This window comes from Thermotoga sp. Cell2 (assembly GCF_000789375.1).
GTDB lineage: Bacteria > Thermotogota > Thermotogae > Thermotogales > Thermotogaceae > Thermotoga > Thermotoga petrophila.
Window position 1 is genome coordinate 1,009,940 of sequence record NZ_CP003409.1, and the last position, 24,593, is coordinate 1,034,532.

Consider the following 24,593-nt stretch of genomic DNA (forward strand, 5'->3'; position numbering starts at 1 on the left):
CCCTCTTTGTTTTTCAGTGATGTTCGTGGTGGTGATGATCGTGAACTTCGTAGTCTGAATCTTTCAGTTGTCCTGAGAGATACTGGTTCACCACTTCTTTCACCGTTCCAGATGCACCCCTTATCACTTTTACACCCATGGCTTCGAAGGCAGCGATGGCTCTTCTTCCGATACCTCTCACTATCACCAGCTCCGCTCCTTTTTCTTTCACAAAATTTGGGACAGCACCGTGAACATGATCCTGTGCAAGAGGGTTTTCTTCAACACTGATATCCACTATCGTGTTGTCCTTCACCTTCACGAATGCGAAATACGGTGCCCTACCGAAGTGTTCCGATATGGGAGAATCTTTTCCTCTGTTTTCGGAGACGGGAATGGCTATGATCATTGTCTCACCTCCTCTCAGGGTTCGGGTTTGGTTTCCGTTTCCTTTGGTGACAGATGATCTTCGGCCAGGAGAGGCTTTATTATCTCAAAGGCTTTCTTCACAATTTTGTTCTGCGCAACCAGCTTTTTTATATAGGAAGCATCGGGGAAACTTATCGCTCCTGTTGGACAAAGGTTCATGCACGTCTGACACGCGACCATACAGTTGTAAGGACGCGCCACTATCACTTTTCCCTCTTTTTTGTCGAAGTCGAACACTCGTCTTCCGCAGGTTACAAAGCAGATTCCACATGTCACACATTTATCGTAATCGATGGTTGGGTACCACTCTATTTCTTTCCTGTCCACGCCCCACCATGGGACTTTAGAAAGATCACGAACTTCTCGACCAAGGGCATCCTTTCCAATCAACGGAGCGTTCTTTGCCTCTGCCATAGTCTTCCCTCCCCGTTTTGTTCTTCTTCGTGGTAAGGGAAGGGGACATCAATACCCGCACCACCAGCACTGACAGACCTTTCTCACGACTCTCACCTCAGGGAAATTATATACTTTTTGCATATATTTGGTCAAACAAAAAATTGCAGAGTTTGGGGAATTTTTCTTGACCATTAAATCAGAAAGATCATCGATAATGACTATTCAAAGAAAAAAAGGATAGTATGCAAAGAAAATTTTAATGATAAAATTATCACAAAGACATTCAAGGGGGAAACAGTATGAGATTGAAAGTTTCTTTTCAGGCGATGGAAAGCACTATTCCGTTGAATTACAACTATTTTCTTTCTTCTTTCATCTACAAGAGATTGGCTTCACAGAATGAAAACTTTGCCAGATTCCTTCACGAGAAGGGTTATGGGAAGAGGTTCAAGTTTTTCACTTTTTCACAACTTTTCTTTGAAAATTCCAGAGTCAGCGGTGAGAAAATATTAATATTTCCAGGAAAGGGGTGGTGGTACATCTCATCACCAGTTATTGAGTTCGTCAGGTACATGTTTTCTTCTCTCTCCGAAGATCCCGTGATCAGGGTGGAAAAAACAGAGTTCATCGTGAAATCCATTGACATCGAAAATTCTCTTCCTGATCAGTCGGAGTACCACTTTGTCATGCTGTCACCACTTGTGGTCAGTGTACCAGAAGAAAACAACGGAAAGCTTTACCACAGGTATCTTCATCCGGAAGAAGAAGAGTTCTACGAAGTTTTCAGAAAGAATCTTGTGAAGAAGTACAGGGCTTTTTACGGAAAAGAACCAGAAGGCACTGTTGAAGTCATTCCCGATTGGGATTACATCAAATCACGTCAGCGGATAACCAAAAGGATCAAATTGAAAAACGCGTTCGTCAGAGCTGTGGTTTTCCCGTTCAAAATCAGGGGCGAGAAAAAACTTGTAGAGATCGGCTATGAAGCGGGTTTTGGAGAGAAAAATAGCATGGGATTCGGAATGGTAGCCTTGAAAAAATATGAGAGGTGAAAAGATGGGCGAAGTTGTAAAACTGGTTACATTTCTTGGCCTGGGTAAGTATGAAGAAAGCGAAATTAAAATTAATGGGAATCTTTTAGATGGGTGTGTAAAAAATGATGGCTCCCAGGATATTTTTTGTGTTCGACAATCGATTTTCCCACTAGCATTAATTGAATATCTGAATCATATAGGAAAACAAGTTGAAACAATATTCTTCCTAACAAAAACCGTGAAAGAAAGCAAAACATGGGATGAGTGTAGAAGATTTTTGAGATCAAATATTAAAGATTTTGAAATACCGGAAGGAGAATCTTCAAGTAACTTGATGAATTTCCTTGTAAGAAACCTTGTGGAAAATTTGGAAGAAGGGGACAGAGTTATACTGGATGTTACTCATTCGTTCAGAAGTATTCCATTGATGGCAAGTGTAGTAGCCCTGTACCTTAAAGAGGCCAAAGATGTTAATGTGAGTGTAGTTTACGGCAAGTACAATAAAGAAACAAAAGTAACAGAGTGCGAAGATTTGACCCCACTAACTAAAGCTACATCATGGATATATGCTGTTCGATTGTTCAAAGAGTATGGATATGCGAAAGAACTCGCTGATTTGATAAAAAAGAGAAATGAAGAAATATACAGGAGAAGTCAAAGTTCGAAAAAACCAAAGCTACTTGGTTCTATGTCTCAAAAACTTCAGGATCTTTCGTCTTCTATACGTCTTGGATCCATAGTAGCCATAAGGAAGAATTTAACCAATTTCTTCAATTTTATTGATAGAAATAAAGCAAGAATAAGAGAGGAGACGGAGGTTTTTGTTCCAGAGATTGCGGCTCTCTTAGATGGGATCGAAAAAAGATACAGGGTTATACATGTGAAATCGGAGAATTTTGAACTGAGCGAAAAAGAATTGGAATCTGAAAAAGAGTTACTGGATTTCTATCTTCAAACAGGAGATTTAGGTATGGCTCTTCGTTTGGCAAGAGAATATCTTATAAATGTCTATTTGATGTCTGGAGGGGAGAAGAGTGATTTCTTGGATAGAAATGTTAGAGAGTCTGTGAGCATTTCAACGTTTGGTTATGATACCATCCTTCAGGCAAGAAATCATGTTGCTCATTTCGGATTCAACAAACTCCAGCTTCCCTCCTTGAAAAAGATAGAAGATCACCTGAAAGTGCTTGTTCAAACCCCACCGGAACAACTTCTGGAGTCTGCGAGAAAAACTCAGCGAAACAGAAAAAGAGCTCTTCTCACTCCTCTCGGTACGACAAAAGGTGCTTTATACACCGTTCTGAAAAAAATTTCACCTGATCTACTCCTGGTTATAACTTCAAAACAGGGAAAAGCTATTCTTTCAGAAATTCTGGAGAAAGCTGAATTCAAGGGTGAATTTAGGGTAATCCTTCTCGAAGACCCTTTTATGGGTGTAAGTGAAATAGATCGAGTAGTATCCGAAATCAAAGAACATCTTTCTGACGTGGATGAAGTGATCGTCAATCTCACAGGTGGAACCACTTTTCTTACGTACGTTATCGAGCGTGCCAAAAATCAAATTAGATACGGAAGAAAAGTAAAAACTATCCTGGCTGTGGACAAGAGAACTTACGAAGAACAAAAGCAGAATCCTTTTGTGGTGGGTGAAATTCTGGAGCTTGATTGAGAAAAGGAGGTGAATCTTCCTTGAAAGACAGAGAAGAGCTTGTTGTTGGGGCTCTCCTGCACGACATAGGAAAGGTCGTAAGAAGGGCGGGGGATGACAGAAGACATCAGATTGCCGGATACGATTTTACAAACAAAGTGAAGAAATTCGCTGTAATTCAGGATTACATTCACTACCATCATGAAAAGGATCTTCTGAAAAAAAGTTTGGAAAACGAAAAGGTTTGGTACGTGTGCTTCGCAGACAACCTCTCGAGCAAAGAAAGAATGACCGAAGATCAGAAGTTTGAAGAACTTCGAAGAATGGTCAACCTCCTCTCAAAGATCCCGGAGGGGGAATCTTCCAGAAACGTCACTTACTTTCCTGCAAAACCAGCCAACGAAGTGGTGGAAGCGGTAAAGGATATGAAAGAAGATCAGAAAACCTACGAGGATCTCTACAGGAGATTTGTCGAAGACGCTCAGAAGATTTCTCCCACACCAGAAGACGTTCAGGAGATTTTTCCCACACCAGATGATGTGAATTTTCTCACTTACAAGTACTTCTCGTTCATTCCTCAGGAAACAAGAGTGGAAGGAGACATGGATATATCGCTCTACGACCATCTGAAGGTCACGGCTATGCTTGCTCTCTCGCTCTATGACTACGCAAAGGAAAACGACCTCAAATTTGAATCCTACCAGGAGATGAAATCACACTTTGAGAATTCCAACGTGAAACCCTTCCTACTTGTTGGGGGAGATGTCTCCGGGATACAGAATTTTATTGCCAACGTCTCTTCAAAAGGAGCTCTCAGATCCTACAGAGGAAGGAGTTTCTTCATAGAAATTCTCCAGGAAGTCGTTGTGGATGAGATTCTTGATAAAACAGGCTTTTACAGGACAAACGTTCACTTCATAGGAGGAGGACATTTCTACCTTGTCCTTTCCAACACAGAGAAGGTGAAGAAAGCCCTCGAAGAGATCAGAAACGAGCTGAACGAATGGTTCAGAAATAGGGGTCTTTCACTCCACCTTGTGATCGAATCTGTTGAATTTTCGGTGAAAGACGTGGAAGACATGTCCAAGGTTTTCAAGAAGATCGGTGAAAAGTTGAACGAAAGAAAATACAGAATGTACACAGAAAAAGACCTCGAAGCGATCTTCCCCGATGATTTGAATCTGATCCAGGAGAAGGGAAACCACACCTGCAAAATCTGTGGAAACAGAGTAGACAAGCTCTTTTCCATTCGAGAAGGAGAAGAAGAAATCGCCTGTGACTTCTGCAAGGAAATGTACGAGCTTGGAAGAGAACTTCTTGAAGAGTCTCACGTGTATCTTGCTGAAAGGAAGAATGGAAAGTTCGAGATTTTTAAGAGAAAATTCGATTTCTCGAGAGAACCGGGAGAGGGTTTCAGCTACAAGTTGAGAAGGATATACGAATTCTCGGAAAAAGAAAAGAACGTCAGAAGAATACAGGTGGTGACGTATTTCAAAGAACAGGAGTTCGAGAAAATCGCAGAAAAAGCACCTGGCAAAAAAATAGCGAGCCTCCTTGTTGACGTTGACAACCTTGGAAAGATCTTTCTCAAAGGTTTAAAGAAAAAGACCCTTTCCAGATACAGCACCCTCTCAAGGCTCATGAGCTTTTTCTTCAAAGAAAGAGTAGAGAGTATTGTTGAAGGAAAGAACGTTATGGTGATTTATTCCGGCGGAGACGATCTCTATCTGGTTGGCGGATGGAACGATGTTCTGGATGTGGCAAAAGAGTTGAGAGAGGCGTTTGGAAGATTCACAACGAACGACTTCATGACGTTCTCCGCGGGATACGTGATCACCGATGAGAAAACGAGTATGAGCCTCATAAGAGAAATGTCTGAAAGAGCCGAAAGCGCTGCCAAGAAATCCGGGAAGAACAGCATAGCATTTTCGAACAGAAACTACTATGCGGTAAAGTGGAACACCTTCTTCGAAATGTACAACTTTTATCAAGAGTTGAAGGAAATAGCAGACAAAGTGGACAGAAGTGTCATTAGAAAGGCTTTGAATCTCACAAGAGAAGAGTCTCCTCTGAACAAAGCCTTCCTCGCCTACATAGAAGCAAGGGAGAACAAAGACGAAGACAAAAGAGTGGCAAATCTCATGAGAGAGAACATAGATCACCTCGGTGAAAACGCCTTGAATGTAATCCTCCAGTTTGTGGATCTTCTCTCAAGAAAAAGCTGAAGGAGGGATGAGCGGTGGCAGTTTCTCAGAGCGTTTCTCTCAAAGAAGATTTGAAGGACCTTGTGAAAAAGGCAGAGGAAATCGGAAGGGAACTTTCTGGAAAGCTGAAGACAAACCAGCTTAGAAAGTTTCATGGTCACTTAACCAAAATCTGGAGCAACTACATCTACAAAAAGAAGGACTACAGGGATAACCCAGAGAAGTTCAACGAAGAGATCCTTAACGAGCTTCACTTCATGAAAATATTTCTTGCATATCAGGTTGGAAGGGATATCGAAGGTATCAAAGAATTGAAGGAAATACTTGAACCTCTCATAAACGAGATAAAGACTCCTGACGAGTTTGAGAAATTCAAAAAGTTCTACGATGCAATCCTTGCGTATCACAAATTCCATTCTGAATCCGAAAAAAGCAACAGAAGGACAGCTAGAAGATAAGGAGGGATGAGCGGTGGAAAGGCCGATACTCGGAAAGTACATCATAAAGGGAAAGATCATTCTGGAAACAGGTCTTAGGATCGGAGGTCAGGAGCTCGGTGTGAACATCGGTGGTATAGACAATCCCGTTATCAGAAATCCTCTCACGGGAGAACCCTACATCCCCGGAAGCTCTGTGAAAGGAAAGATGAGAAGCCTGATGGAAAGGTTGTTGAATCTGGATATATCTGGGAACAAGGTAAGAAGACACGAATGCGAAGATAAGGAATGTAAAGTTTGCAGGGTGTTCGGTTCGACTTCGACTTCGAAAAATGGAAACAACATCCCTTCACGCCTTCTTGTCAGAGACGCGTTCCTCACAGAAGATTCAAAAACAAAACTCCTCAGCATGGAGACCGACCTTCCATACACGGAATGGAAAACAGAGAACGCACTGGACAGAGTCACCTGTAAAGCCGATCCGAGAAGCTTTGAAAGAATTCCCGCAGGTGCGGAGTTTGAATTCGAGATCATCTACACAGCAGAGAACGAAAAGCACATAAAGGAAGACCTCGAAAATATAGCCACAGCTCTGGAGCTTCTCGAAGACGACTATCTCGGTGGAAACGGAAGCAGAGGATACGGAAAAGTGAAGTTCAGTATAGAAAAAGTGATCTTCAAGAGCGCCGATTACTACAAAGGAGAGGGAACACCCGTAGAAAAAGAGGTCAAAGGTGGTGTTGAGGGTTTTAAGAAAGCCATTCCCGAAATCGTGAAAGGGTGATAGGAGTGCGCCTTCTGGTGAAGATGAGTTTCAGAAGTGGTTTCAGGGTGGGTAGGGGGAACGAAACCGATTCCACCCTCCCCACCATCCATTCCGATACCATCTACGGTGCTGTCGTGTATCACGCTTTCAAGTGGTCTGAGAAAGCCGAAGACTTCGCAAAGAAGTTGAAGGTCTCTTCTCTTCTGTTCATTCGCGGTGATCGCCTTCTTGTTCCAAAACCTTTTCTTTACAACACCTATTCATTGGAAGAAGATGAGGAAAGTCCAAAGGATTTGAAGAAAGCAAGTTACGTTTTCCTGGACAAGCTTGCTAATTATCAGTCGATAAAGAAAGCGAGCGGTGCTGTCTGCAAGGAAAATCCGGTGGAGATAGTGAGGGTTCCAAGAAATTCCCTCGACAGGATAACGAGTTCCTCCAATCTCTACTTTGTGGAAGTTGCTTTCGTAAAAGAGGGGTTCACCCCAGCATTTCTGGCAGAATTTCCCGATGAATACGAGGGGCTTTTCAAAACAGCCGTCAAATCTCTGGGAGACAGCGGAATAGGCGCTGACTCAACTTACGGATACGGGCTTTTCGATGCTGAGTTCGAAAATGCTCCAGATTTACCGGAAGAGGGTGAGTACTATCTAACCCTGTCGCTGTTTGTACCTTCTGCAGAAGAGAGATCAAAGATGAACGAAGGATACTACAGGGTAGTAAAAAGACGTGGCGTGAAACACGACGAAATGAAAGTGAAGAAAGAGCTTTTCTATGTTCAGGAAGGTTCTGTGTTTCCTTTCAAGCCAGAGGGCCGTGGGGTGTTGAAGATAGAGGACTATTTTGTTCAGACGTCGCCACTCTGTGTGGCCTTCGGTGGTGATAAGAAATGAAGGTGACTCTCAAAACACTGACCCCCCTTCACATAGGAAGCGGTGAAAAATATCCTCCTTGCAATCTCGTTGTTCTGAAAGAAGAAGACAACAAAAAAACAGCTGTGAGGCTTACCACAAGAAAATTTCTTGAAGTTTTGGAGAAACACCCTGAAATCAAGCAAAACATCTCTGAAAATATCTCTAAACCCCTCAGTTTTAAAGAAGTAGAAAACGTGGAGGATGGAGTTTTCTATGAAGTAAGCCTCTACTCAGATTTCTCAACTGGAAAAAGAAATCCGGAGATTCCTGAAGTTGTTCACCATCCCGACGGAAGCGTTTATGTCCCAGGAAGTTCGTTGAAAGGTGCTATAAGACTTGCACTCACCTGGCACGTTTTGAGGAACAACAGGAATCTTCTTGAAGAATTCCGCAAGAGGGTACAGGAAGATATTAAAAATCATAAAAAAAATCATAAAAGAACATTCTACGGGACCAATGAATTTCTGAATGGATTGTTCAGATTCGATCCAAGAGGGATCAACACCGACTACTTCCGCTTTCTCAGAATTTCTGATTCTCAAACACTGAAAACCCAGGTGGTTGTGCACGATGTCGGGATCTTCTACGTAGCTCGTCCCAACACTCACCCCAGAACTTTCTCTCTGGAGTTTGTTCCTATCAACAGAGATTTCGTCTTTGATGTGAGGTTTGTGAAAGAAGAATACGATTACTTTCTCACACACGTGAGAAAACACTACAGAGTAGAACTTCCCAAAAGTATTGAAGAGATCTTTTCGATCGTGAACGAGTTCTACTCCGAAGTTTTCAAGTTCGAGAAAGAACGCTTTGAAAAGGCAAAGGAGAATTTTAAAGGATTTGACACCAGCAAGATCGAAGAGAGATTCCAAAAGATAGAGAAAGTGCTTCAAAGCAAGAAGTACGTACTCATACACGTAGGATACGGAGGAGGACTCATGGCAAATTCGCTCTTCATTCTCCTTGACGAGGAAACAAGAAAGCAGGTGAGAAACATCATAAAGAACCATGGAAAAGACGAAGCTCCTCTCACGAGGAGATACCTCGTTCAGAGTGAAAACAACAGTTACAGAGTGATATCTCCGATAGGATGGTGCGCGCTGTGGTTGGAAGATTCCCAATCTACGTAGAAGAAGAGTTCATATCGGATGAAAAGAAGTGGGAGTTTGTCCTCTCAAAAATCGAGTCCATCGATCCAGCGGTGGCTTCCTTCGTGGAAGAAGCACCGGATGGAACAATGAGGGTGATCGGTCCGTTTCGGGCGAGGAGTGGTTACGCTCTTGTTATCTCCTCGCCCCTTTCTTCGCTCTTTCACTTCTTGGTTCTCAACGTTCCCCGTGTTTTGAACGCAGTCGTGAAACCCGGAAGAGCCTACGTCGAAATATACGAAAAGAGAGATCTTTTCGACTCACCCGGGGTGTTCACTTTGAAGGTGAAAGGAGCAAAGGGTTTCTCACTGAAGCAGACGAAAGAAGACATGAAACTCTTCCTCGGTGTCGAGGTTGAACCTGCCTTTCAGCCGGTTTCTCTGAGAAGCACAAAAAACGGTGTTATCATGACCTTGAAAACCCTCACCCCTGAAACAACCGCTCTGGTGAAACTCTCGAGGCTTTGCGGTACCGGTGAGAACAGAAGGTACGGACATGGAGATGTGGAGATCTACAGGATCGTTGAGTGATTTAAGTTACAGGTTTTGCCTATCAAAACGTTTTCTGTGATGAATGGTATCCCAAGGTATACGATGTTATCAAGTATAGTCTTGTTCCTCTTTATATCGAGAAGGTCGTAAGCCTTCCACATTTCATCAATACATTTCTTCAGTTGGGGTCTCAGTTCGGATCGCGCCTTTTCAAGGTCACCGTTGTATTTCTTGACGAGCGGGTTGAACACGTTTTTTCTCTTATCCTTTTCAAAGTCATCCAGTGCGTCTATGATGTAGAGCCATTTTCCAAGGGACAGACCAAGGTAGTAAAGAATTTTTCTCTGGGTTTCTTCCTTAACCATTTTGCTGAGGATTGTTCCAACTATTTTGCCCTGTTTTTCTGCGAGGATTTCGAAATCTTGTTCCTTTCTTTCCATTTCGTAGAAGTTCTCAAAAAGTCTGGATATTTCGGGATCTTTCTTCAAAAAAGCGCTTGCAAATAGATAAACAGGATTTTTTCTGTCTATGTAGTTGTCTTTCAACTTTTCACGGAGGAGAGCAACGAAGATACGAGCCACTTCGTCTATTTCACTCGAGGAGTAAAAATCCACCTTTTTGAGGGTGAAGATGCAGAGTTCTCTTTTTCTTTTCAAATCGCTGTTGTTCAGACTTGAAAAAAGAAGTCCAAGTGATGCGGCTTCGTAGGTGAGGAGGAAACGCGGAATGATTGAATACTTTTTCAAAGCTTTGCAGACACCGCAGTAGTACCTTCTAAATTCTTCGTACTCCTTCACTTTCAGTTCGCACTTCAAGGGTTTGATATATCCAAACATCAATTTTTCCTCCTGATGATTCTGAGAAATTCTTGAAGGATCCTGTTGTACAGGTAGTCGTAGACAAAGAACGCAACCTGAACTCCAAGAAAGCCGAGTGCGTAGAGAAAAAAGGAAACATCAGGTAGTTCAGCATTGAAGAATTTTGAGGCAAAAAGCACCAAAAGCAGTGTAGAAGCGTTCAAGTAGAGAAACCTGATGAGAATCGGTTTCTTTCTGAGAAAACCGTAAAAAGAAAGCACGAAAAAGAGCGAAGCATAGCCTGGATTAGGAACAAGAAGAAACACAAGAACATTCGTAGCGATTATGATTGGAACAGATCCGACCCCGAAAAGTTCCACAAGAACCCCTGTGAAAACACTGCTCAAAGCGGCAAAGAATATCTTGCTCTTCGTGAAGTTTCCAATGTAGAGTAGAAGAACAACGAGAGCGGAAATGAGCCCCCCATAAGCGACTTTCTTCACATGCAAGGGATGCAGTCCCCCCCCGCACGCTTCACAGCAGGTATCTGTACACCACGCACACCCAAGACATGCAAGTATGTCACGGCAGTCGTCGTTCCCTCTGTATCTGTATCCCATGGAATAGAACGTGTTAAACACATTTTCCTGCCTGGGCGTTTCTGAAAACTCACCACTCATCAATACAGCGTACGCTTCGTTGATCTGCTTCATTTTTTCTTCCGCAAGATCCCTGAGAGGATGATCCTTGTATCGGTCTGGATGGTACTTTTTCACCAGCTCTCTGTAAGCTTTCTCTATCTCTTCTTTTGAAGCACCGGGTGGAACACCAAGGACTTCGTAGGGATTCACAAAGATCTCCTCCACGGCGAAAGCTTCTCTGATATTTTAACATCTGGGAGCATTTCAGAAGATGATGTTAGAAAAATCTTTATTAGTCTAATCTTAATGTATTTTATGCATACAAACCAGGTTAGTTCCAATCATTCACAAAGTAGGTGATGTGTGTACTTGGCATTGGAAGATCGATACAGAGTATGCAATTACCGGTAACGAAAAATTTCATGCGCCTTTCTGGTACCGGAAGCTATGCGTTAAAAAGGAATAATGGATGATATGAAGAGACAATATGAAGAGAATTTGTGGTAATCGATGACGTGTAAGTGCTTTGAATTCGAGAAGTTAATAGTTAACTTCTAACACACTGAGGAATACCTTCTTTCATCTATTTGTGAAACATGGAACTAATCGATTTTTACCAGAAACACCCCAAAATGCCCTGACCTAGGTTGATATAATTTATCTTCTGTTTTTTGCTTGTGTTCTTTTCTTGTTTGACTATGCAATTATTCCATTTTTCCAAACAGTACTTGAAGGTGCTCTCTTGTGTGTTAGAATGGTTTATGGAAAGGGAGGATATGGAAGTTCAAAAAACATCTTGCTTTCAGAGTGTGTTTGTGGTATAATTTCTCTTGAACCCAACGGGTTTCAATAGTTCCTTAGAGGTATGGAAACAAGCTTCGCAGTTTCGCTAGGTTCGAAAGAGAAATAGTTTCAATACTTCCTTAGAGGTATGGAAACCCGTAGAAGTAGCTTCCTTCCCAAGTTTTGACCTCAGTTTCAATATTTCCTAAGAGGTATGAGAAAATGAACACTTTCCATTGGTTCTTTTTTATTTAATCCCATGATTCTTTAATATTGAGTTGCCTCTTGTTGAATTTGGAGCAAGATCTCTGCTATCGTATTTTCTAACTTTTGATCTCACTGGATTCTTTATAATTAGGAGGTCTTTACAATGAGAATATTTTTCAGGATCTTTTTTGAAGATAATTCCCAGGGGAGTTTTCCGGTTGACTACAGGCGTATCTTCATGTCCGTGTTGAAGCGGGTCTATGAAGGAACTCCGTTTGAGGAAATAGTACTGTCCCATGATAGAGTTCCAAAGCCGTACGTTTTCAGCGTTGGATTCAAGAGAATAAAGGAAATCTCAGGAGACTCCATTATGTTTGAGTCTCCTGTTTTTTTAATTTCTCTTCATCTATTCCACAGATGGTAGGTTATATGTACAATCATCTTGGTCGCATCAAATCATTTTTTAAGGACGCAGAAATTTCTGTGGATCTTCCCATTCCCATAACAATAACCTCTGAGATAGTAACCTTCAAGATACTTGGAAGCGCCGTACTAACTCGCCCAGAAACAGAAAAGTACTACGTGAATCCTGAGGATGATGATTTTGAAGAGGCTTTGAACCACTCTTTGAAAGTTCGGCTTGATCTTTTGAAGGATCTCCTTGAAAAGTTTGGAGTTAAGGTACCAAAATTCGAACCCATAAGTATCGTGAACAAAAATCTTAAGAAAGTTCCTGTTAAACATTACGGAGGATTTATAGAAGCGTTCTCCGGCACAGTAACACTCTCTGGAAATCCTGATATCCTGAATTTCCTCTACGAAAACGGGCTAGGAGTGAGGACAGGTCAGGGATTTGGAATGCTAAAGGTGGTGAAAGAGTGGCGATAGTTATATATCCGCAGAGTTGGCTTCACAACGCCAATGTCTATGGTTTTTGAAAGTTATAAACGAAAAATCAAAAGAAGGAAGGATTTCTTTCGGTGTCATGGACATTCTCAAGGATGATGGAACAGTTGTTTTGCTGGATGAAATGTTGGATGAGTTGTACGAAAGTGACAATTTTGAAGGAGTGCCCTTTCCTCGACTGTTTGTTTTTATAATGGAAGAAACAGCAAAAAGAGAGGGAAGTATAGAAAAAGCATACAATTGCTTTAAAGGTAATATCGGATATTATGAAAATTATATAGCACAGATTGGCCTTATAGATAAAAAGATTGACGAGCTTTTGCAAAGAGTTGATAATGAACAACAAAGAGAGATTTTATTACAAGTTAAGGAGAAAAAATTAAGATACCGCAAATCAAAAAGAAATCCAAAGAGCTCTTATCAAAGTTTGATGGTAGAGATCTCGAGGAAATTAGAAACCTTTTATTACAGTTTGAAAAAGAAAAATTCAGAAGCCACCTATCAGAAATTATTTGCTCGATATTTAGAAAGCCAAATTTGTCTGGCTCAGAAAGATGTTTCCTCTGTGGAAATCCTTTGGAGGTAAGCGAGAGCATATCTATTCGTCAAAGGAAGCAATTTTCAAGGATTCTTTTCAAAGAATTTTCATCCTCAGAAGGAAAGTTCCCAAATTCATTTTGGAACATAAGCAATGAGTATCACTTATGTGATCTATGTTCCCAACTCGCTTTATTTAGACACTTTGTCTTTCCAAAAAATAGCGAGAAAGAAATCTTTGTAAACGTTCCTTCTTTTAAAGCCATATGGTATTTGAACGAGGCAATAAAAGCTTACAGGGATCTGAATGTAGAACTTTCAGTTTCCAGAGCAGTAGCCGAAGTTCATATGAAACTTCAGAGACTTTTAGGTGTTTGGGAGAGACAAAATGTAGAAATTGTGAACTATGATGGGAAATCTTATAGCGTATACTATATGCCTCAAAGAACCATAGATCTTCTACTGAACACAAGGATAGCTTCTATCTTGAACTTCATAAACAGCATCAAAATTTTTGAAGCAGTCATCTATCCGGAAAGACTAAGCAAACTAATTGAAGTTGAGTATCTCCTGCTAAAGTACATTCTCAAACCAGGAGACAATTCCAAAATAAAAGAATACATAGAAGTATTCGATCCCAAGAAAAAAGGAGATTATGCTCGAGTAATACCCGAACTCTTTCAGGAAGCACGAAATACTTTGGGGGTGGAAACAGTGGTTCCTGTCTGGAAAATGAGAGAACTCGGGAGGGAAGTTTCTCAGCTTTTTGAACGCACCAAATACAGACTTTTAGAGTTGATAAGGCTTGCAAAAAAGGATGAAGTGTATCATTTGCTTTTGAAAACTTACATGGCGAACAAGAAACCATTTCCCGAAGAGCTGAATAGGGTTTTCTCAGAGGACGACGAAAACTTCAAAAATCTAATGTTTTCTTACGTCAGTGGAATAATAAGTGGAGGTGAAGAGAATGAATGATGTGAAGGCGATCACTGCTACTGTGGTTTTCGAGGCTTCCGCTGTGAATAGAGATGAAAATATAGCAAACAACATTCAATCTCTGAAGAAACTTCGGAGAGAAGATGGAGTTTACACTTTCTTCTCTCGTTCCAGTATGAGACATCATATTTTCAATGCCCTTGTCAGAAAACATGGCTGGAAACCAGCTGAAGTTACTAAAGATCAGGACGTTATACAATTCGATATTAAGGAAGAAAGTATCCTGACTTCCGAGGAACTCGACTTTTTTGGATACATGGGAACTTTTAAAGAAGATAAAAGCAGTAAAAAGAAAAACAACGAAGAAAAAGGAGTTTCTCTCTCGAGAAAAGCACCCGTTGGCCTGACAAAAGCAGTTTCTATGGAAAGATGGGAAGGGGACATGGCGTTCTACGCGAATCATGATTTGGTTCAAAGAGCCCGTGAGAAAGGGGAAGAAGCAAATCCCAATCCGTTTTCAAAGGAGGAGCATTTTTCCTTTTATAAATACTCCGTTGTGGTGGATCTTGAAAACATTGGTAAAGATGTAGTTTTCATTACTGAAAAGGAAAAGGAAAAGCTGAAGAAGTTGTTTGGTGTGGATAAGTTGTTTGGTGTGGATATAAAGGAAGGTGAATACCCATTTCAAAAAGGAAAAATACTGATTGAGAAATCTGAAAAAGCTTATAAAATTTCTGTGCTTCTTAATGAAAAAGAAAAACAAAAACGTTTGGGACAGTTCTTCGACGTGATAATGAACGGCTTTGAAATACATTCCTCCACAGAAAGCTGGTGTGTTGCACCTGTGTTCATAATCATAGCTTTCACCAGGCTACCCGTAACACTTTTCAATCCTTATGTGAGGCTCGACAGAGGAAAAATAGACGTTGAAACAATATCCCAGATAGCGAAAGGAAACACAAATATTAAGGATTACAGGATGTGGGGAATACCTTCTATCCTGAAAGGAAGCTCGGAAAAGTTGTGTACAGGATTAAATGATCTGAATGAGTGGTTACGTGAAGTCATTGGAGGCGAAGAGAACTCATGAAGTTGTTAAGGATAGAAATCAGAGCGTCAACCGCTCATTTTGCTATTCCTTTTTTCATCTTTGAAAGAAAAACCTTTCCTATACCGATGTATTCCACCGCAATAGGTCTCATCTGCAACATCCTCAACGATGATTCAAAAATAGAGTCCTTCTTGAACTCAGAATTCTCTATGGCTATTGTGGGAAACCACGAAGGAGTAGTGGAAGAGTACACCTGGCTCAGGAACCTAAAAAAAGACTCTCACATCGAAAAGTTCAAGATTTTAAAGAACAGAGAAATAAACCATGGAATAGAACATCCTGGAGGACAGATGCCGACGAGAATCCAGACTCTTGTGAATCCAAGGATTAATTTGTTCATCAAAGCAAGAGAGGACGTTCTTGAGATGATAAAACAATCTTTGGAGAATTCAGAGTACATTTCAAAGATACATCTTGGAAGATCCGAAGATACAGTTGATGAGATAAATTATGAGTTCGTAAACTGTGAAAAGAAAAAGGTTTTCAGCACAGGTGGTTACACATGGATACCTTCTCCAGAATTCGCTGGCGAAGTTTGCGATAACTATGACGAGCTGTACCAGGAGATAATAGGATCGTCTTATAAGGTATCTTCTATTTACACTATTAAGAACAACAAAAGAGTTTTTGATATTATTCCCGCAAAGCTTTTTTATGGATCCATTCCTCTGGTTCATTTCGATGTTCCTGAAATACTCTCCTGGAATAACATACCCATTTTCCTCGCAAAGATCAGGAAGTCAGATAGAGGGGGATGACCATGCCCAAAATTCTTGCCAAGAGCAACGGTGTTACTCTCAGAGAACACGTAGTGGATTTATTGGAAGTACTGGAGAATCTCCAGGTGGATTCCGGTGTAAAAGAACTTGTTAGGAAAGCTATCCTTTATCATGACTTGGGTAAAGTGATATATGCATTTCAAAGAAAAGTTGGAGGAAATGTCCCGGAAGATGGTATTCCCAATGTTCCACACAGTTTTCTGAGTATAGCATTTATCCCGGAGAATACTCTCAGAGAACTTGGAGAAGGACTTTCTCGCATTTTCCTTTCAGCGGTTCTTTACCATCACTGGCGAGAAACCTATCTTGACTATCTGTTTGGAAGAAAAAAAGAAAGTGTTTGTAAAGCTTACAAAAGACTTCTTGAAGTAGGTGATGAGATAGTTCGACTTCTCAAAGAAGAAATGAGAGATCTCTGTGAAATTGAATTGAACAGACCGCTGTGTGAATACTTATCACATAACTCGATAATTGACAGTGGCTTAGTATTCCCTCCTCATTTGATTTCTCTGCTTCCGAGTATCATCCTCAAGGAGCTGAATATAAAAGATGAAAATTACAAGCGTTACATAATCACCTCTGGAACGGTCATGCGAGCCGATAGATTCGCGTCTTACGTAGAAACGGCTGGAAATAAAGAGCTTCTCAAGAAAGCAGATAAAAGACTGGAAGGAGATCAGCTTGAGACCGTTCGAAGATATTTGGAGAGAATATCCAGCAAAGTGTGGCAACTGGATCTTCTGAAAGATTGTCGGGGAGAAAATATCATACTTGTGGCACCGACCGGAACTGGAAAAACAGAATTCGCCCTGATGTGGAGCAAAGGAAAGACCCTGTTTACTCTTCCTCTTCAGAGCGCAACAAACATGATGTACGAAAGAGTTAAGAATTATTTTGGTGAAGAAAACGTCGGTCTTCTCCATTCCGATTCTGCTGTTTATCTGTTTTTCTCCAGTTTTCTGAAAAACAGTTTTGAAGACAGGGAGGGAGAAGTGCTTCAGATAGTGGAACAATCAAGATTCTTCTCTTATCCTTTCGTAATATCAACGGGGGATCAAGTCTTTCCTTCTGCTTTGAAATATCCAGGATATGAGATGATCTATTCAATCTTAGCTAATTCCTATCTTGTGATAGACGAAATACAGGCTTACTCTCCCGAAGCCGCAGCAATAATAGTCAAGACAGCTGAAGATGTGAAACTACTCGGAGGGCGCTTCTTGATAATGACAGCTACACTTCCTGGATTCATCAGAAATGAGATCTTAAAAAGAGCTGAACTGGAGGAAAAGAATATAAAAGATGTTTACGAGAGTATTCCTCAGGGAAATTTGCTACGAAATTTGGTTAAAGTTGAAAGAAGCTTGGATCCCGTGGAAAAAGCTGTTGAATTTTTCAAAGAAGGATGGAGGGTTTTGATTGTAAGAAATACTGTACGAAATGCGATAGAAACTTACCGAAAACTTGTAGAAGAACTGGGAAAAGAGGACGTTCTACTGATACATTCCCGGATGACTCTGGAGGATCGAAGAAAGGTGGAAAAAACCTTGGAAGATTACCGACCAGGAGAGAAGGGAAGAAACATTATACTCGTATCAACGCAGGTTGTAGAGGCTTCAATGGACATTGATTTTGATATTCTGCTTACGGATATAGCACCAGCGGATTCTCTGGTGCAGAGAATGGGGAGAATCTGTAGGAAAAGGGAGTGGACTGAAGAATTTCCAAATACTTTCATATACGCCGGTAGTAATGAGAAAGAGCGAAAGGAGCTTATAACTGGAGTTTACAGCGAGGAAGTGGTATCTGCAACTTTAAAATCGCTAAAAGATATGTTTGACATAGAAAAACCATTTAAGCTGGATGAGTTATCGAAAAGAAAATGGGTGGAAGATACCTATCAAGCACTTTCTCAAGAGAGTAACTATTTAAAGAAATTCCGTGAAACTCTTGATGTTTTAGATAGTGGTTATTCTTCAGAAAAAAAGCATGAAGCTCACAAAATTTTCAGAAGGGTAGCATCGATGAGTGTTGTTCCAGAAAATTTGAAAGAAGATCTTAAGTGTGAACTGAAGAGTGTATTGAGTTACTTTAACTTCAGACAAGTTACTGCAAAATATCTTGTTGATGTTCCACTCCATCACATAAAAAGTGGAGCCCTGGAACCTTTGGAGGTAGAAGCAGAGAATGAACAAGTATTGAAATGGGCAAGCGCACTTTATGTGTTGAAGGGTAGCAGGTACGAAAAAGGTCTGGGAATTTTCCTGGAGGAGAAATGAACTTGGAAGATTTTGATATGCTCAACGTTTCTGGTACCATGGTTTCTTATTATTTCACATGTAAGAGAAAACTCTGGCTTTTTGCCAAAAATATTGATATGGAACAAACACAGCCAACAACTGATCTCATAATCGGAAAACTTTTGAATTTTGAAAGGTTCAAACGAGAAAGACATAAAGAAATAGAAATTGAAGACTGTATGATAGACTTTCTCACTTTCCGAGGTGAAGTAATAGTTCACGAGACCAAAAAGAGCAAGAAGTTTGAGGAAGCACATGTTTGGCAGACAAAATACTACATGTTTGTTTTGAGAAAATACGGATTGAATGTTACCCACGGTGTCATTCATTATCCAAAACTGATGAGGAAATTAGAGGTAAATTTTGAAGATGGAGATGAAGAGAAGATACAAAACGCTTTAATAGAAATAAAGCAAATAGTGAGTAAAAAGATACCTCCGCCTGTACTGAACAGATCTTTTTGTAAAAAATGTTCGTATTACGAACTGTGTTATGTGTAGGTGATCTTTATGGGAAAGAACTATTATGTGTTTTCTTCTGGAAGAATCCGAAGACGGGAAAATAGTATCTTAATAGAATATCAGGATAGGGATGGGAAACAGCAAAAAAGATTCATTCCGGTAGAGAATGTTGAACAGATATTTTTCCTGGGTGAGGTTGATTTGAATTCAAAATTTCTGGATTTTGCTGCAAAAAACAATATCGTTCTTCATTTTTTCAACTATTATGGATATTACACCGGCTCTTTTTATCCAAGGGAAAAATTTCTCTCAGGGGAACTTTTGGTAAGACAGGTGGAACACTATCTGGATAGTGAGAAAAGATTGAGTTTGGCGAGAAAGTTTGTGGAAGGAGCAATCCATAACTTCAAACGAAACATTGAAAAAAGAGGATTTGATATTGTCAGTAAAATATCCGAATATCAGGAAAGAATAAAACACGTAGCGACAATTCCAGAACTCATGAGTTGTGAAGCGCACGCCAGAAAGCTCTATTACTCTATCTGGGAAGATATAACAGGCTGGCCGTTTGAGGAGAGAAGTATGCAACCACCTTTGAATGAACTGAATGCTCTTATTTCCTTTGGAAACTCTCTTACCTACTCCATTGTTCTGAAGGAACTTTATCACACACATTTGAATCCTACCGTTAGTTATCTTCATGAACCTGGTACCAAAAGGTTTTCCCTTGCTTTGGACATATCGGAGATATTTAAACCTATTTTTGTTGATAGAATAATATTCAAACTCATAAATCTTAGAAAGATTAAGCGTGAAAAACATTTCCTTCAAGAGTCTAATGGAGTGTTTTTAAACGATGAAGGTCGAAGAATATTTGTGGAGGAATTTGAAAATATGCTTCAACAAACAGTTCTTCATAGAAAGCTGAAGAGAAAGGTTAAATATCAATCTTTCATAAGATTGGAGGCTTATAAAATAATCAAACATCTGCTTGGAGAAGATGAGTACAGGCCTCTCAAAGTCTGGTGGTAGGTGATATCAATGAGGGTAATTTTGGTTTACGACATTTCTACTGAGACAAAAGAAGGAGTGAGGCGATTAAACAGAGTAAGGAAAATAGCTAGAAGATATCTAGACCATGTTCAAAAGTCAGTTTTTGAAGGTGAACTAACGGAGGGAGAAATCGAGAAACTGAAATTTGAACTACAATGCATCATTGATAATGACGAAGACTTTGTGATAATTTACAAAATGCCACCTTCTATTATGATAGAAAGAGACATCCTGACCAACACGGACGATCCAACATCTAATTTCATTTAAACAAAACCGGAGGTTTGACGCAATACTCATCTAACAAATGTTCTATAATGTGTTTTTTTACTGAAAAGCTGAATGCGGTTTTTATCTTCCTAAGAGGAATATGAACGCTTACTTCTTTGCATAAGTAGTTCTGGGAACTCCAGTTTTTATCTTCCTAAGAGGAATATGAACGATCGATGCCGATTTGCACTTTGTGTTCTGTTTTTTTGTTTTTATCTTCCTAAGAGGAATATGAACGACGGCACTGTGTTTCTGCACGGGAGGGCTGTAGTCGTTTTTATCTTCCTAAGAGGAATATGAACGCAGAAAAAGTTCGAACATCTTTCTGACCACAACTGCGTTTTTATCTTCCTAAGAGGAATATGAACAGAATTTCAGCTATTTTGTACTGTGAAAGACCCATTTTGTTTTTATCTTCCTAAGAGGAATATGAACGATCCTTGTTGAATGGAAATTACTTGACTGGTTAAGGTTTTTATCTTCCTAAGAGGAATATGAACGATATACCCAGTGAAGGCATACGTTTCTCGATACGAAGTTTTTATCTTCCTAAGAGGAATATGAACATGACGAATGCCAGGATTGAGAGGACAGCGATGCTGAGTTTTTATCTTCCTAAGAGGAATATGAACGCAGATCACAGGTATAAGCGATGTGGACATACTGAGTTTTTATCTTCCTAAGAGGAATATGAACACTATATGTGGTATTCTATTTTTAAAGAACACAATAGTTTTTATCTTCCTAAGAGGAATATGAACGCTCCTAAAGCAAAGAGATCGTAGTACCATGTGTAGGGTTTTTATCTTCCTAAGAGGAATATGAACTAGAAAAATATGTACCAGAGGAGAAACTCAAAAGAAGTTTTTATCTTCCTAAGAGGAATATGAACGCTGGAACATACGAAACGATCTCCCTTTCGGACTACGCGTTTTTATCTTCCTAAGAGGAATATGAACACACCTTTGAAATTCGAATGTCAGATCGTTTCAATCGTTTTTATCTTCCTAAGAGGAATATGAACGACATAGACACAACACGAAGTTTCATAGGAAGGGTACTGGTTTTTATCTTCCTAAGAGGAATATGAACAATGGAAACACCTGTAGCTTGAGAGTGAGAGTCTTTCGTTTTTATCTTCCTAAGAGGAATATGAACCCTTCATCTCCCTCCTTTTGCTTCTCCTCTCTGTATGTTTTTATCTTCCTAAGAGGAATATGAACAAAATGGCCTCTCTTGCTTGCTCTTTTTCTTCCTCGTTTTTATCTTCCTAAGAGGAATATGAACTATGTCGGCGTTTTCGAAAAGATCGTAGTCACCCCTGGTTTTTATCTTCCTAAGAGGAATATGAACTTTCTGTGTAAGCTTCTTGATCTCCTGTTCGATATTAGTTTTTATCTTCCTAAGAGGAATATGAACTCCACAGAGCAAAAGCGAATCTGAATGAGAAAGGAAGGTTTTTATCTTCCTAAGAGGAATATGAACTTTCGTCGTAGACAACTATCTCTCTTTTTACTGTCAGTTTTTATCTTCCTAAGAGGAATATGAACCTTTTCATAGACGATGTGGACACTGAAGGGAAAAGAGTTTTTATCTTCCTAAGAGGAATATGAACGTGATCTGCTGGGTGATGTACTTTCCGATCGAAAAGGGTTTTTATCTTCCTAAGAGGAATATGAACTATAATTCGAGAGTTAATTCTGTAGATGTTATGCTCAGTTTTTATCTTCCTAAGAGGAATATGAACCCGGGCAATTGTAATGGAGGTTGCAGAGGACGGTGCAGTTTTTATCTTCCTAAGAGGAATATGAACCATCAACACATACACCGATCTCTATTTGTATGTCGAAGTTTTTATCTTCCTAAGAGGAATATGAACTATGGCGCCGTCAACGCCGAATAGCGGTTATCAATCCAAGTTTTTATCTTCCTAAGAGGAATATGAACATTGGCTATATTCGCAAATCGCCTATATCCCTTGGCCGTTTTTATCTTCCTAAGAGGAATATGAACTGTGGAGACCGTTAGCAAGCCTGCGATTGACAACTACGTTTTTATCTTCCTAAGAGGAATATGAACGCGAGTTGAAATTTCCCTACAAAGAATGGAAGGGAGCGTTTTTATCTTCCTAAGAGGAATATGAACATCAAAACAAGCAGTAACCGAAACCGCACAGCCTACTAGTTTTATCTTCCTAAGAGGAATATGAACTCGGAAAGCCCCAATTTGATATGAGTAGTAATAGCCTCGTTTTTATCTTCCTAAGAGGAATATGAATGGCGTGATGTGATAGATGGAAAGGTGAACCACTGCTATTTTTTATCCTCCTAATGAGAAATCATAAATCAATAAGAATTCCCGCATCAAGCGGGGCTTTTTTCTTACACATTTTTTGAAATCTGTACTCAAGGGGGATGGATGGGATATCAAGCAAGACAAGAAAAAAATTAAAAACGAACTTTTGTTGGAAAGAGAGTTTCTGTTAGAGGGAAAATCAAAGTGTTTGGTACCACAGGAAGTCCTTTCTCGAAAAAAACAATTCTTATAACAACTGTGAGGTATTTAGATAAAAAGATCAAGATAGATCATCTGTGGGTTTCGATCAAAAAAGGCACTGAAAATATGGATAAGAATTTTATAACCCTTTGAAATGCGCTTTTGAGAGTTCTTTAAGGAGGTGTTTGGTACGATGATTTTTGTGGGAGATATCAGCACGCTGGATATGTGCAGGCGTAATCATGCGGGAGAAATTAAGCTCAAAGATGTCCTGACTAAGAACGAGGGATTGCAACGTCTTCAGAAGCTAAGATGGTGGTACCTGTACGAGGTACCAGCGACCATGGCAGGTCTGGCAGTACCCGCGGCAAAAAGGGTCAAAACTGAACTCAAAACACCATCTGATCTCTGGATTTTGATAGATAACAAATGGCTCGTTTTTCAAATCGAAGCAGAAAAGAAACCTACTAAAAGATCTGAACCTTTTACATCTCAGTAGAGGTGGTTTTTCCTCTTATATCACACCATCGAAAATTATTTGTTGACACTCCCGATCCCCTAAAGGGGATGGGATTCTTGGCAGCTCTTAGGCTGCCTTCCATGGAGCGCTAATCGCTCCATGACCACAGAGGTGTGGGTTAAACCTCACACCTCTGGCGGGTGCCAATCCCGCTACTACTTGGGACTTCGTCCCAAGATACCTTTTCCAAATGTTGATTGCTCCAACTCCGTCCCTGTGATACTCAAAACCACAGCCGGCGCACTTGTAATTTCGTCCAGACGGCCTGTTTTGAGTGCCGCATACAGGACACGTTTTGCTTGTATGCGCTTTCAGAAATGCGCACAACCTCGATGCCGAATATTTGCGCTTTGTATTCTATCTGGCTCATGAGCTTTCTGAAGGCCCATTGGTGCAGTTTTTGATTGAAATTATCGTTGCCGTTTGTGCGTTCTCTTATGTTCGTAATGTCTCCGACGACAATGGTGCTTATGTTCTTTTGCACGCATAAACCGATGAAGTGGCTCGTGATTTTGTGGAGCACGTCGTTGATTTGGTTTCTCGTCTTGTACAGCACCCTTCTTTTGGCTCTCGACAGTTTTTTATACCTTCGTGAGCCCTTTTGGCATCGACTCAAAGCCCCCTGGATATCTGCTAGTCTTTTGTTTCGGTATCTGAGTATGCTGTTGAGAACACCACCGTGATATGAAATCACCTCAGAACCATCGAAACAGGTTATCGGGCGGAGTATTCCGACGTCTACGGACATAACTTTCTGGCTCTGGCCTCTCTTGTGCTCACTCTTCACCTCTATCGCAAGGTGAAGATAATACCGACCGGCTTCGTAAACCAACTTGGCTTGCCTGATTGTTGTACCGGCTGGCAACGTTGTGGGGATTACAAATGGCTCTCGATTGCGTCCCATCGAGAGCTTGACTTTCCCATCCGGCAAAAGCTTGATGGCTTGATCTTTCCAAATGAACGGCAGAAAATTTTTCCTCTCTTGTTTTTGATCTTTTTGACCAGCGACATGGTTTTGTTGTAGATCCGAGCGGCGATCCTGTTCAGTTCAGAACACAAAGGATACAATTCCACTGGCACAGGGACTTTGTAGGTTCTCACATATCTTGACACTCTTCAATGTGCCTCCTGATGGTTTCTTCTGAAACGGTGCCCGCTGAGCCCACATAGTATGTTCTGCTCCACAATCCTTCTCTTGTTCTCAGGTGCGGGAATTTTTCGAGAAGCTTTTTTGAAGACACCCCTTTGAACAGGTTGACTATTTGTGCCGGAGCTAACCGAGGAGGCGCAGAAACAAAAAGATGCACATGATCCGGTTGGATCGATAGCGACAACACCCAATCATAACACGAACATGAC

At 40.5% G+C, this 24,593-nt stretch carries 24 protein-coding genes, 1 pseudogene and 1 CRISPR repeat array; of the genes and pseudogenes, 19 read left to right on the forward strand and 6 right to left on the reverse strand.

Features of this window, described 5'->3' with window-relative positions:
• Window positions 1–13: 13 nt before the first annotated feature.
• Entirely contained in the window at window positions 14–388 is a 375-nt protein-coding gene (locus tag CELL2_RS05040; RefSeq protein WP_011943640.1) for a NifB/NifX family molybdenum-iron cluster-binding protein, read from the reverse strand.
• 14 nt (window positions 389–402) lie between these two features.
• The gene (locus tag CELL2_RS05045) at window positions 403–822 is read right to left on the reverse strand and encodes a ferredoxin family protein (RefSeq protein ID WP_004082361.1); all 420 of its coding nucleotides are present in this window, start codon (window positions 820–822) and stop codon (window positions 403–405) included.
• Window positions 823–1,103: 281 nt separating this feature from the next.
• On the opposite strand from CELL2_RS05045, the gene cas6 (CELL2_RS05050) reads away from it, so the two are divergent.
• Genes cas6 (CELL2_RS05050) through CELL2_RS05085 form a run of 8 tightly spaced genes read left to right on the forward strand, consistent with a single transcriptional unit; the run spans window position 1,104 to window position 9,479 of the window.
• On the forward strand, window positions 1,104–1,856 hold the full coding sequence (gene cas6, locus CELL2_RS05050) for a CRISPR-associated endoribonuclease Cas6 (protein WP_011943639.1): 753 nt from the start codon (window positions 1,104–1,106) through the stop codon (window positions 1,854–1,856).
• Window positions 1,857–1,860: 4 nt separating this feature from the next.
• On the forward strand, window positions 1,861–3,507 hold the full coding sequence (locus CELL2_RS05055) for a CRISPR-associated DxTHG motif protein (protein ID WP_012310876.1): 1,647 nt from the start codon (window positions 1,861–1,863) through the stop codon (window positions 3,505–3,507).
• A gap of 20 nt (window positions 3,508–3,527) precedes the next feature.
• Complete coding sequence (gene cas10, locus CELL2_RS05060; RefSeq protein WP_038033156.1) at window positions 3,528–5,711, forward strand: type III-A CRISPR-associated protein Cas10/Csm1; 2,184 nt, start codon at window positions 3,528–3,530, stop codon at window positions 5,709–5,711.
• A 14-nt stretch (window positions 5,712–5,725) separates the two neighbouring features.
• Window positions 5,726–6,148: a type III-A CRISPR-associated protein Csm2 gene (gene csm2, locus CELL2_RS05065; protein WP_038033132.1), complete on the forward strand. Its 423-nt coding sequence runs from the start codon at window positions 5,726–5,728 to the stop codon at window positions 6,146–6,148.
• A gap of 13 nt (window positions 6,149–6,161) precedes the next feature.
• Window positions 6,162–6,911 carry a type III-A CRISPR-associated RAMP protein Csm3 gene (gene csm3, locus CELL2_RS05070; RefSeq protein WP_008194400.1) on the forward strand — a complete coding sequence of 250 codons (750 nt, stop codon included), beginning with the start codon at window positions 6,162–6,164 and terminating at the stop codon, window positions 6,909–6,911.
• 17 nt (window positions 6,912–6,928) lie between these two features.
• Window positions 6,929–7,783 carry a type III-A CRISPR-associated RAMP protein Csm4 gene (csm4, locus tag CELL2_RS05075; RefSeq protein ID WP_038033155.1) on the forward strand — a complete coding sequence of 285 codons (855 nt, stop codon included), beginning with the start codon at window positions 6,929–6,931 and terminating at the stop codon, window positions 7,781–7,783.
• A complete protein-coding gene (csm5, locus tag CELL2_RS05080; protein WP_039446218.1) occupies window positions 7,780–8,931 on the forward strand; it encodes a type III-A CRISPR-associated RAMP protein Csm5 in 1,152 nt (383 codons plus the stop codon). Before csm4 ends, csm5 begins: the two co-directional genes overlap by 4 nt.
• A complete protein-coding gene (locus CELL2_RS05085) occupies window positions 8,904–9,479 on the forward strand; it encodes a hypothetical protein (protein WP_011943634.1) in 576 nt (191 codons plus the stop codon). Before csm5 ends, CELL2_RS05085 begins: the two co-directional genes overlap by 28 nt.
• On the opposite strand, the gene CELL2_RS05090 is transcribed toward CELL2_RS05085, so the two are convergent.
• The gene (locus tag CELL2_RS05090; RefSeq protein WP_038033129.1) at window positions 9,461–10,276 is read right to left on the reverse strand and encodes a DUF5685 family protein; all 816 of its coding nucleotides are present in this window, start codon (window positions 10,274–10,276) and stop codon (window positions 9,461–9,463) included. The two genes, CELL2_RS05085 and CELL2_RS05090, sit on opposite strands and share 19 nt — an antisense overlap.
• On the reverse strand, window positions 10,276–11,088 hold the full coding sequence (locus CELL2_RS09860) for a J domain-containing protein (protein ID WP_304412887.1): 813 nt from the start codon (window positions 11,086–11,088) through the stop codon (window positions 10,276–10,278). The genes CELL2_RS05090 and CELL2_RS09860 overlap by 1 nt, the downstream gene beginning before the upstream one ends.
• 943 nt (window positions 11,089–12,031) lie before the next feature.
• Between CELL2_RS09860 and CELL2_RS09565 the strand changes: the two genes are divergently transcribed.
• The 11 genes from CELL2_RS09565 to CELL2_RS05150 all read left to right on the forward strand — a co-directional run bounded on the left by CELL2_RS09565 (window position 12,032) and on the right by CELL2_RS05150 (window position 23,213).
• Window positions 12,032–12,292, forward strand: a complete 261-nt coding sequence (locus CELL2_RS09565; RefSeq protein ID WP_241208622.1) for a hypothetical protein — start codon at window positions 12,032–12,034, stop codon at window positions 12,290–12,292.
• A 5-nt stretch (window positions 12,293–12,297) separates the two neighbouring features.
• Window positions 12,298–12,756 carry a CRISPR-associated endoribonuclease Cas6 gene (cas6, locus tag CELL2_RS09570; RefSeq protein WP_241208623.1) on the forward strand — a complete coding sequence of 153 codons (459 nt, stop codon included), beginning with the start codon at window positions 12,298–12,300 and terminating at the stop codon, window positions 12,754–12,756.
• 46 nt (window positions 12,757–12,802) lie between these two features.
• Entirely contained in the window at window positions 12,803–13,360 is a 558-nt protein-coding gene (locus CELL2_RS09575) for a hypothetical protein (RefSeq protein WP_241208624.1), read from the forward strand.
• Window positions 13,351–14,286 carry a Cas8a1 family CRISPR/Cas system-associated protein gene (locus tag CELL2_RS09125; protein ID WP_241208625.1) on the forward strand — a complete coding sequence of 312 codons (936 nt, stop codon included), beginning with the start codon at window positions 13,351–13,353 and terminating at the stop codon, window positions 14,284–14,286. Before CELL2_RS09575 ends, CELL2_RS09125 begins: the two co-directional genes overlap by 10 nt.
• Entirely contained in the window at window positions 14,279–15,337 is a 1,059-nt protein-coding gene (gene cas7i, locus CELL2_RS05115; RefSeq protein WP_038033123.1) for a type I-B CRISPR-associated protein Cas7/Cst2/DevR, read from the forward strand. Before CELL2_RS09125 ends, cas7i begins: the two co-directional genes overlap by 8 nt.
• Window positions 15,334–16,116 carry a type I-B CRISPR-associated protein Cas5b gene (gene cas5b / locus CELL2_RS05120; RefSeq protein ID WP_038033122.1) on the forward strand — a complete coding sequence of 261 codons (783 nt, stop codon included), beginning with the start codon at window positions 15,334–15,336 and terminating at the stop codon, window positions 16,114–16,116. Before cas7i ends, cas5b begins: the two co-directional genes overlap by 4 nt.
• A 2-nt stretch (window positions 16,117–16,118) precedes the next feature.
• Entirely contained in the window at window positions 16,119–18,413 is a 2,295-nt protein-coding gene (locus CELL2_RS05125; protein ID WP_038033121.1) for a CRISPR-associated helicase/endonuclease Cas3, read from the forward strand.
• Complete coding sequence (gene cas4 / locus CELL2_RS05130; RefSeq protein WP_235231199.1) at window positions 18,410–18,934, forward strand: CRISPR-associated protein Cas4; 525 nt, start codon at window positions 18,410–18,412, stop codon at window positions 18,932–18,934. Before CELL2_RS05125 ends, cas4 begins: the two co-directional genes overlap by 4 nt.
• Window positions 18,935–18,943: 9 nt before the next feature.
• On the forward strand, window positions 18,944–19,927 hold the full coding sequence (gene cas1b / locus CELL2_RS05135) for a type I-B CRISPR-associated endonuclease Cas1b (protein WP_038033120.1): 984 nt from the start codon (window positions 18,944–18,946) through the stop codon (window positions 19,925–19,927).
• 21 nt (window positions 19,928–19,948) lie between these two features.
• A complete protein-coding gene (gene cas2 / locus CELL2_RS05140; RefSeq protein ID WP_235231200.1) occupies window positions 19,949–20,218 on the forward strand; it encodes a CRISPR-associated endonuclease Cas2 in 270 nt (89 codons plus the stop codon).
• 77 nt (window positions 20,219–20,295) lie between these two features.
• Window positions 20,296–22,562: direct repeats of the CRISPR family, unit length 29 nt; unit sequence GTTTTTATCTTCCTAAGAGGAATATGAAC.
• Between the two features lie 345 nt (window positions 22,563–22,907).
• Entirely contained in the window at window positions 22,908–23,213 is a 306-nt protein-coding gene (locus CELL2_RS05150) for a hypothetical protein (RefSeq protein WP_029682939.1), read from the forward strand.
• Window positions 23,214–23,300: 87 nt separating this feature from the next.
• Here CELL2_RS05150 and CELL2_RS05155 read toward each other — a convergent pair.
• Window positions 23,301–24,347 (reverse strand): annotated as a pseudogene (locus CELL2_RS05155) (RNA-guided endonuclease InsQ/TnpB family protein).
• Window positions 24,332–24,571 carry an IS200/IS605 family transposase gene (gene tnpA / locus CELL2_RS05160; RefSeq protein WP_371180307.1) on the reverse strand — a complete coding sequence of 80 codons (240 nt, stop codon included), beginning with the start codon at window positions 24,569–24,571 and terminating at the stop codon, window positions 24,332–24,334. Before tnpA ends, CELL2_RS05155 begins: the two are co-directional and overlap by 16 nt.
• Between the last annotated feature and the right edge of the window lie 22 nt (window positions 24,572–24,593).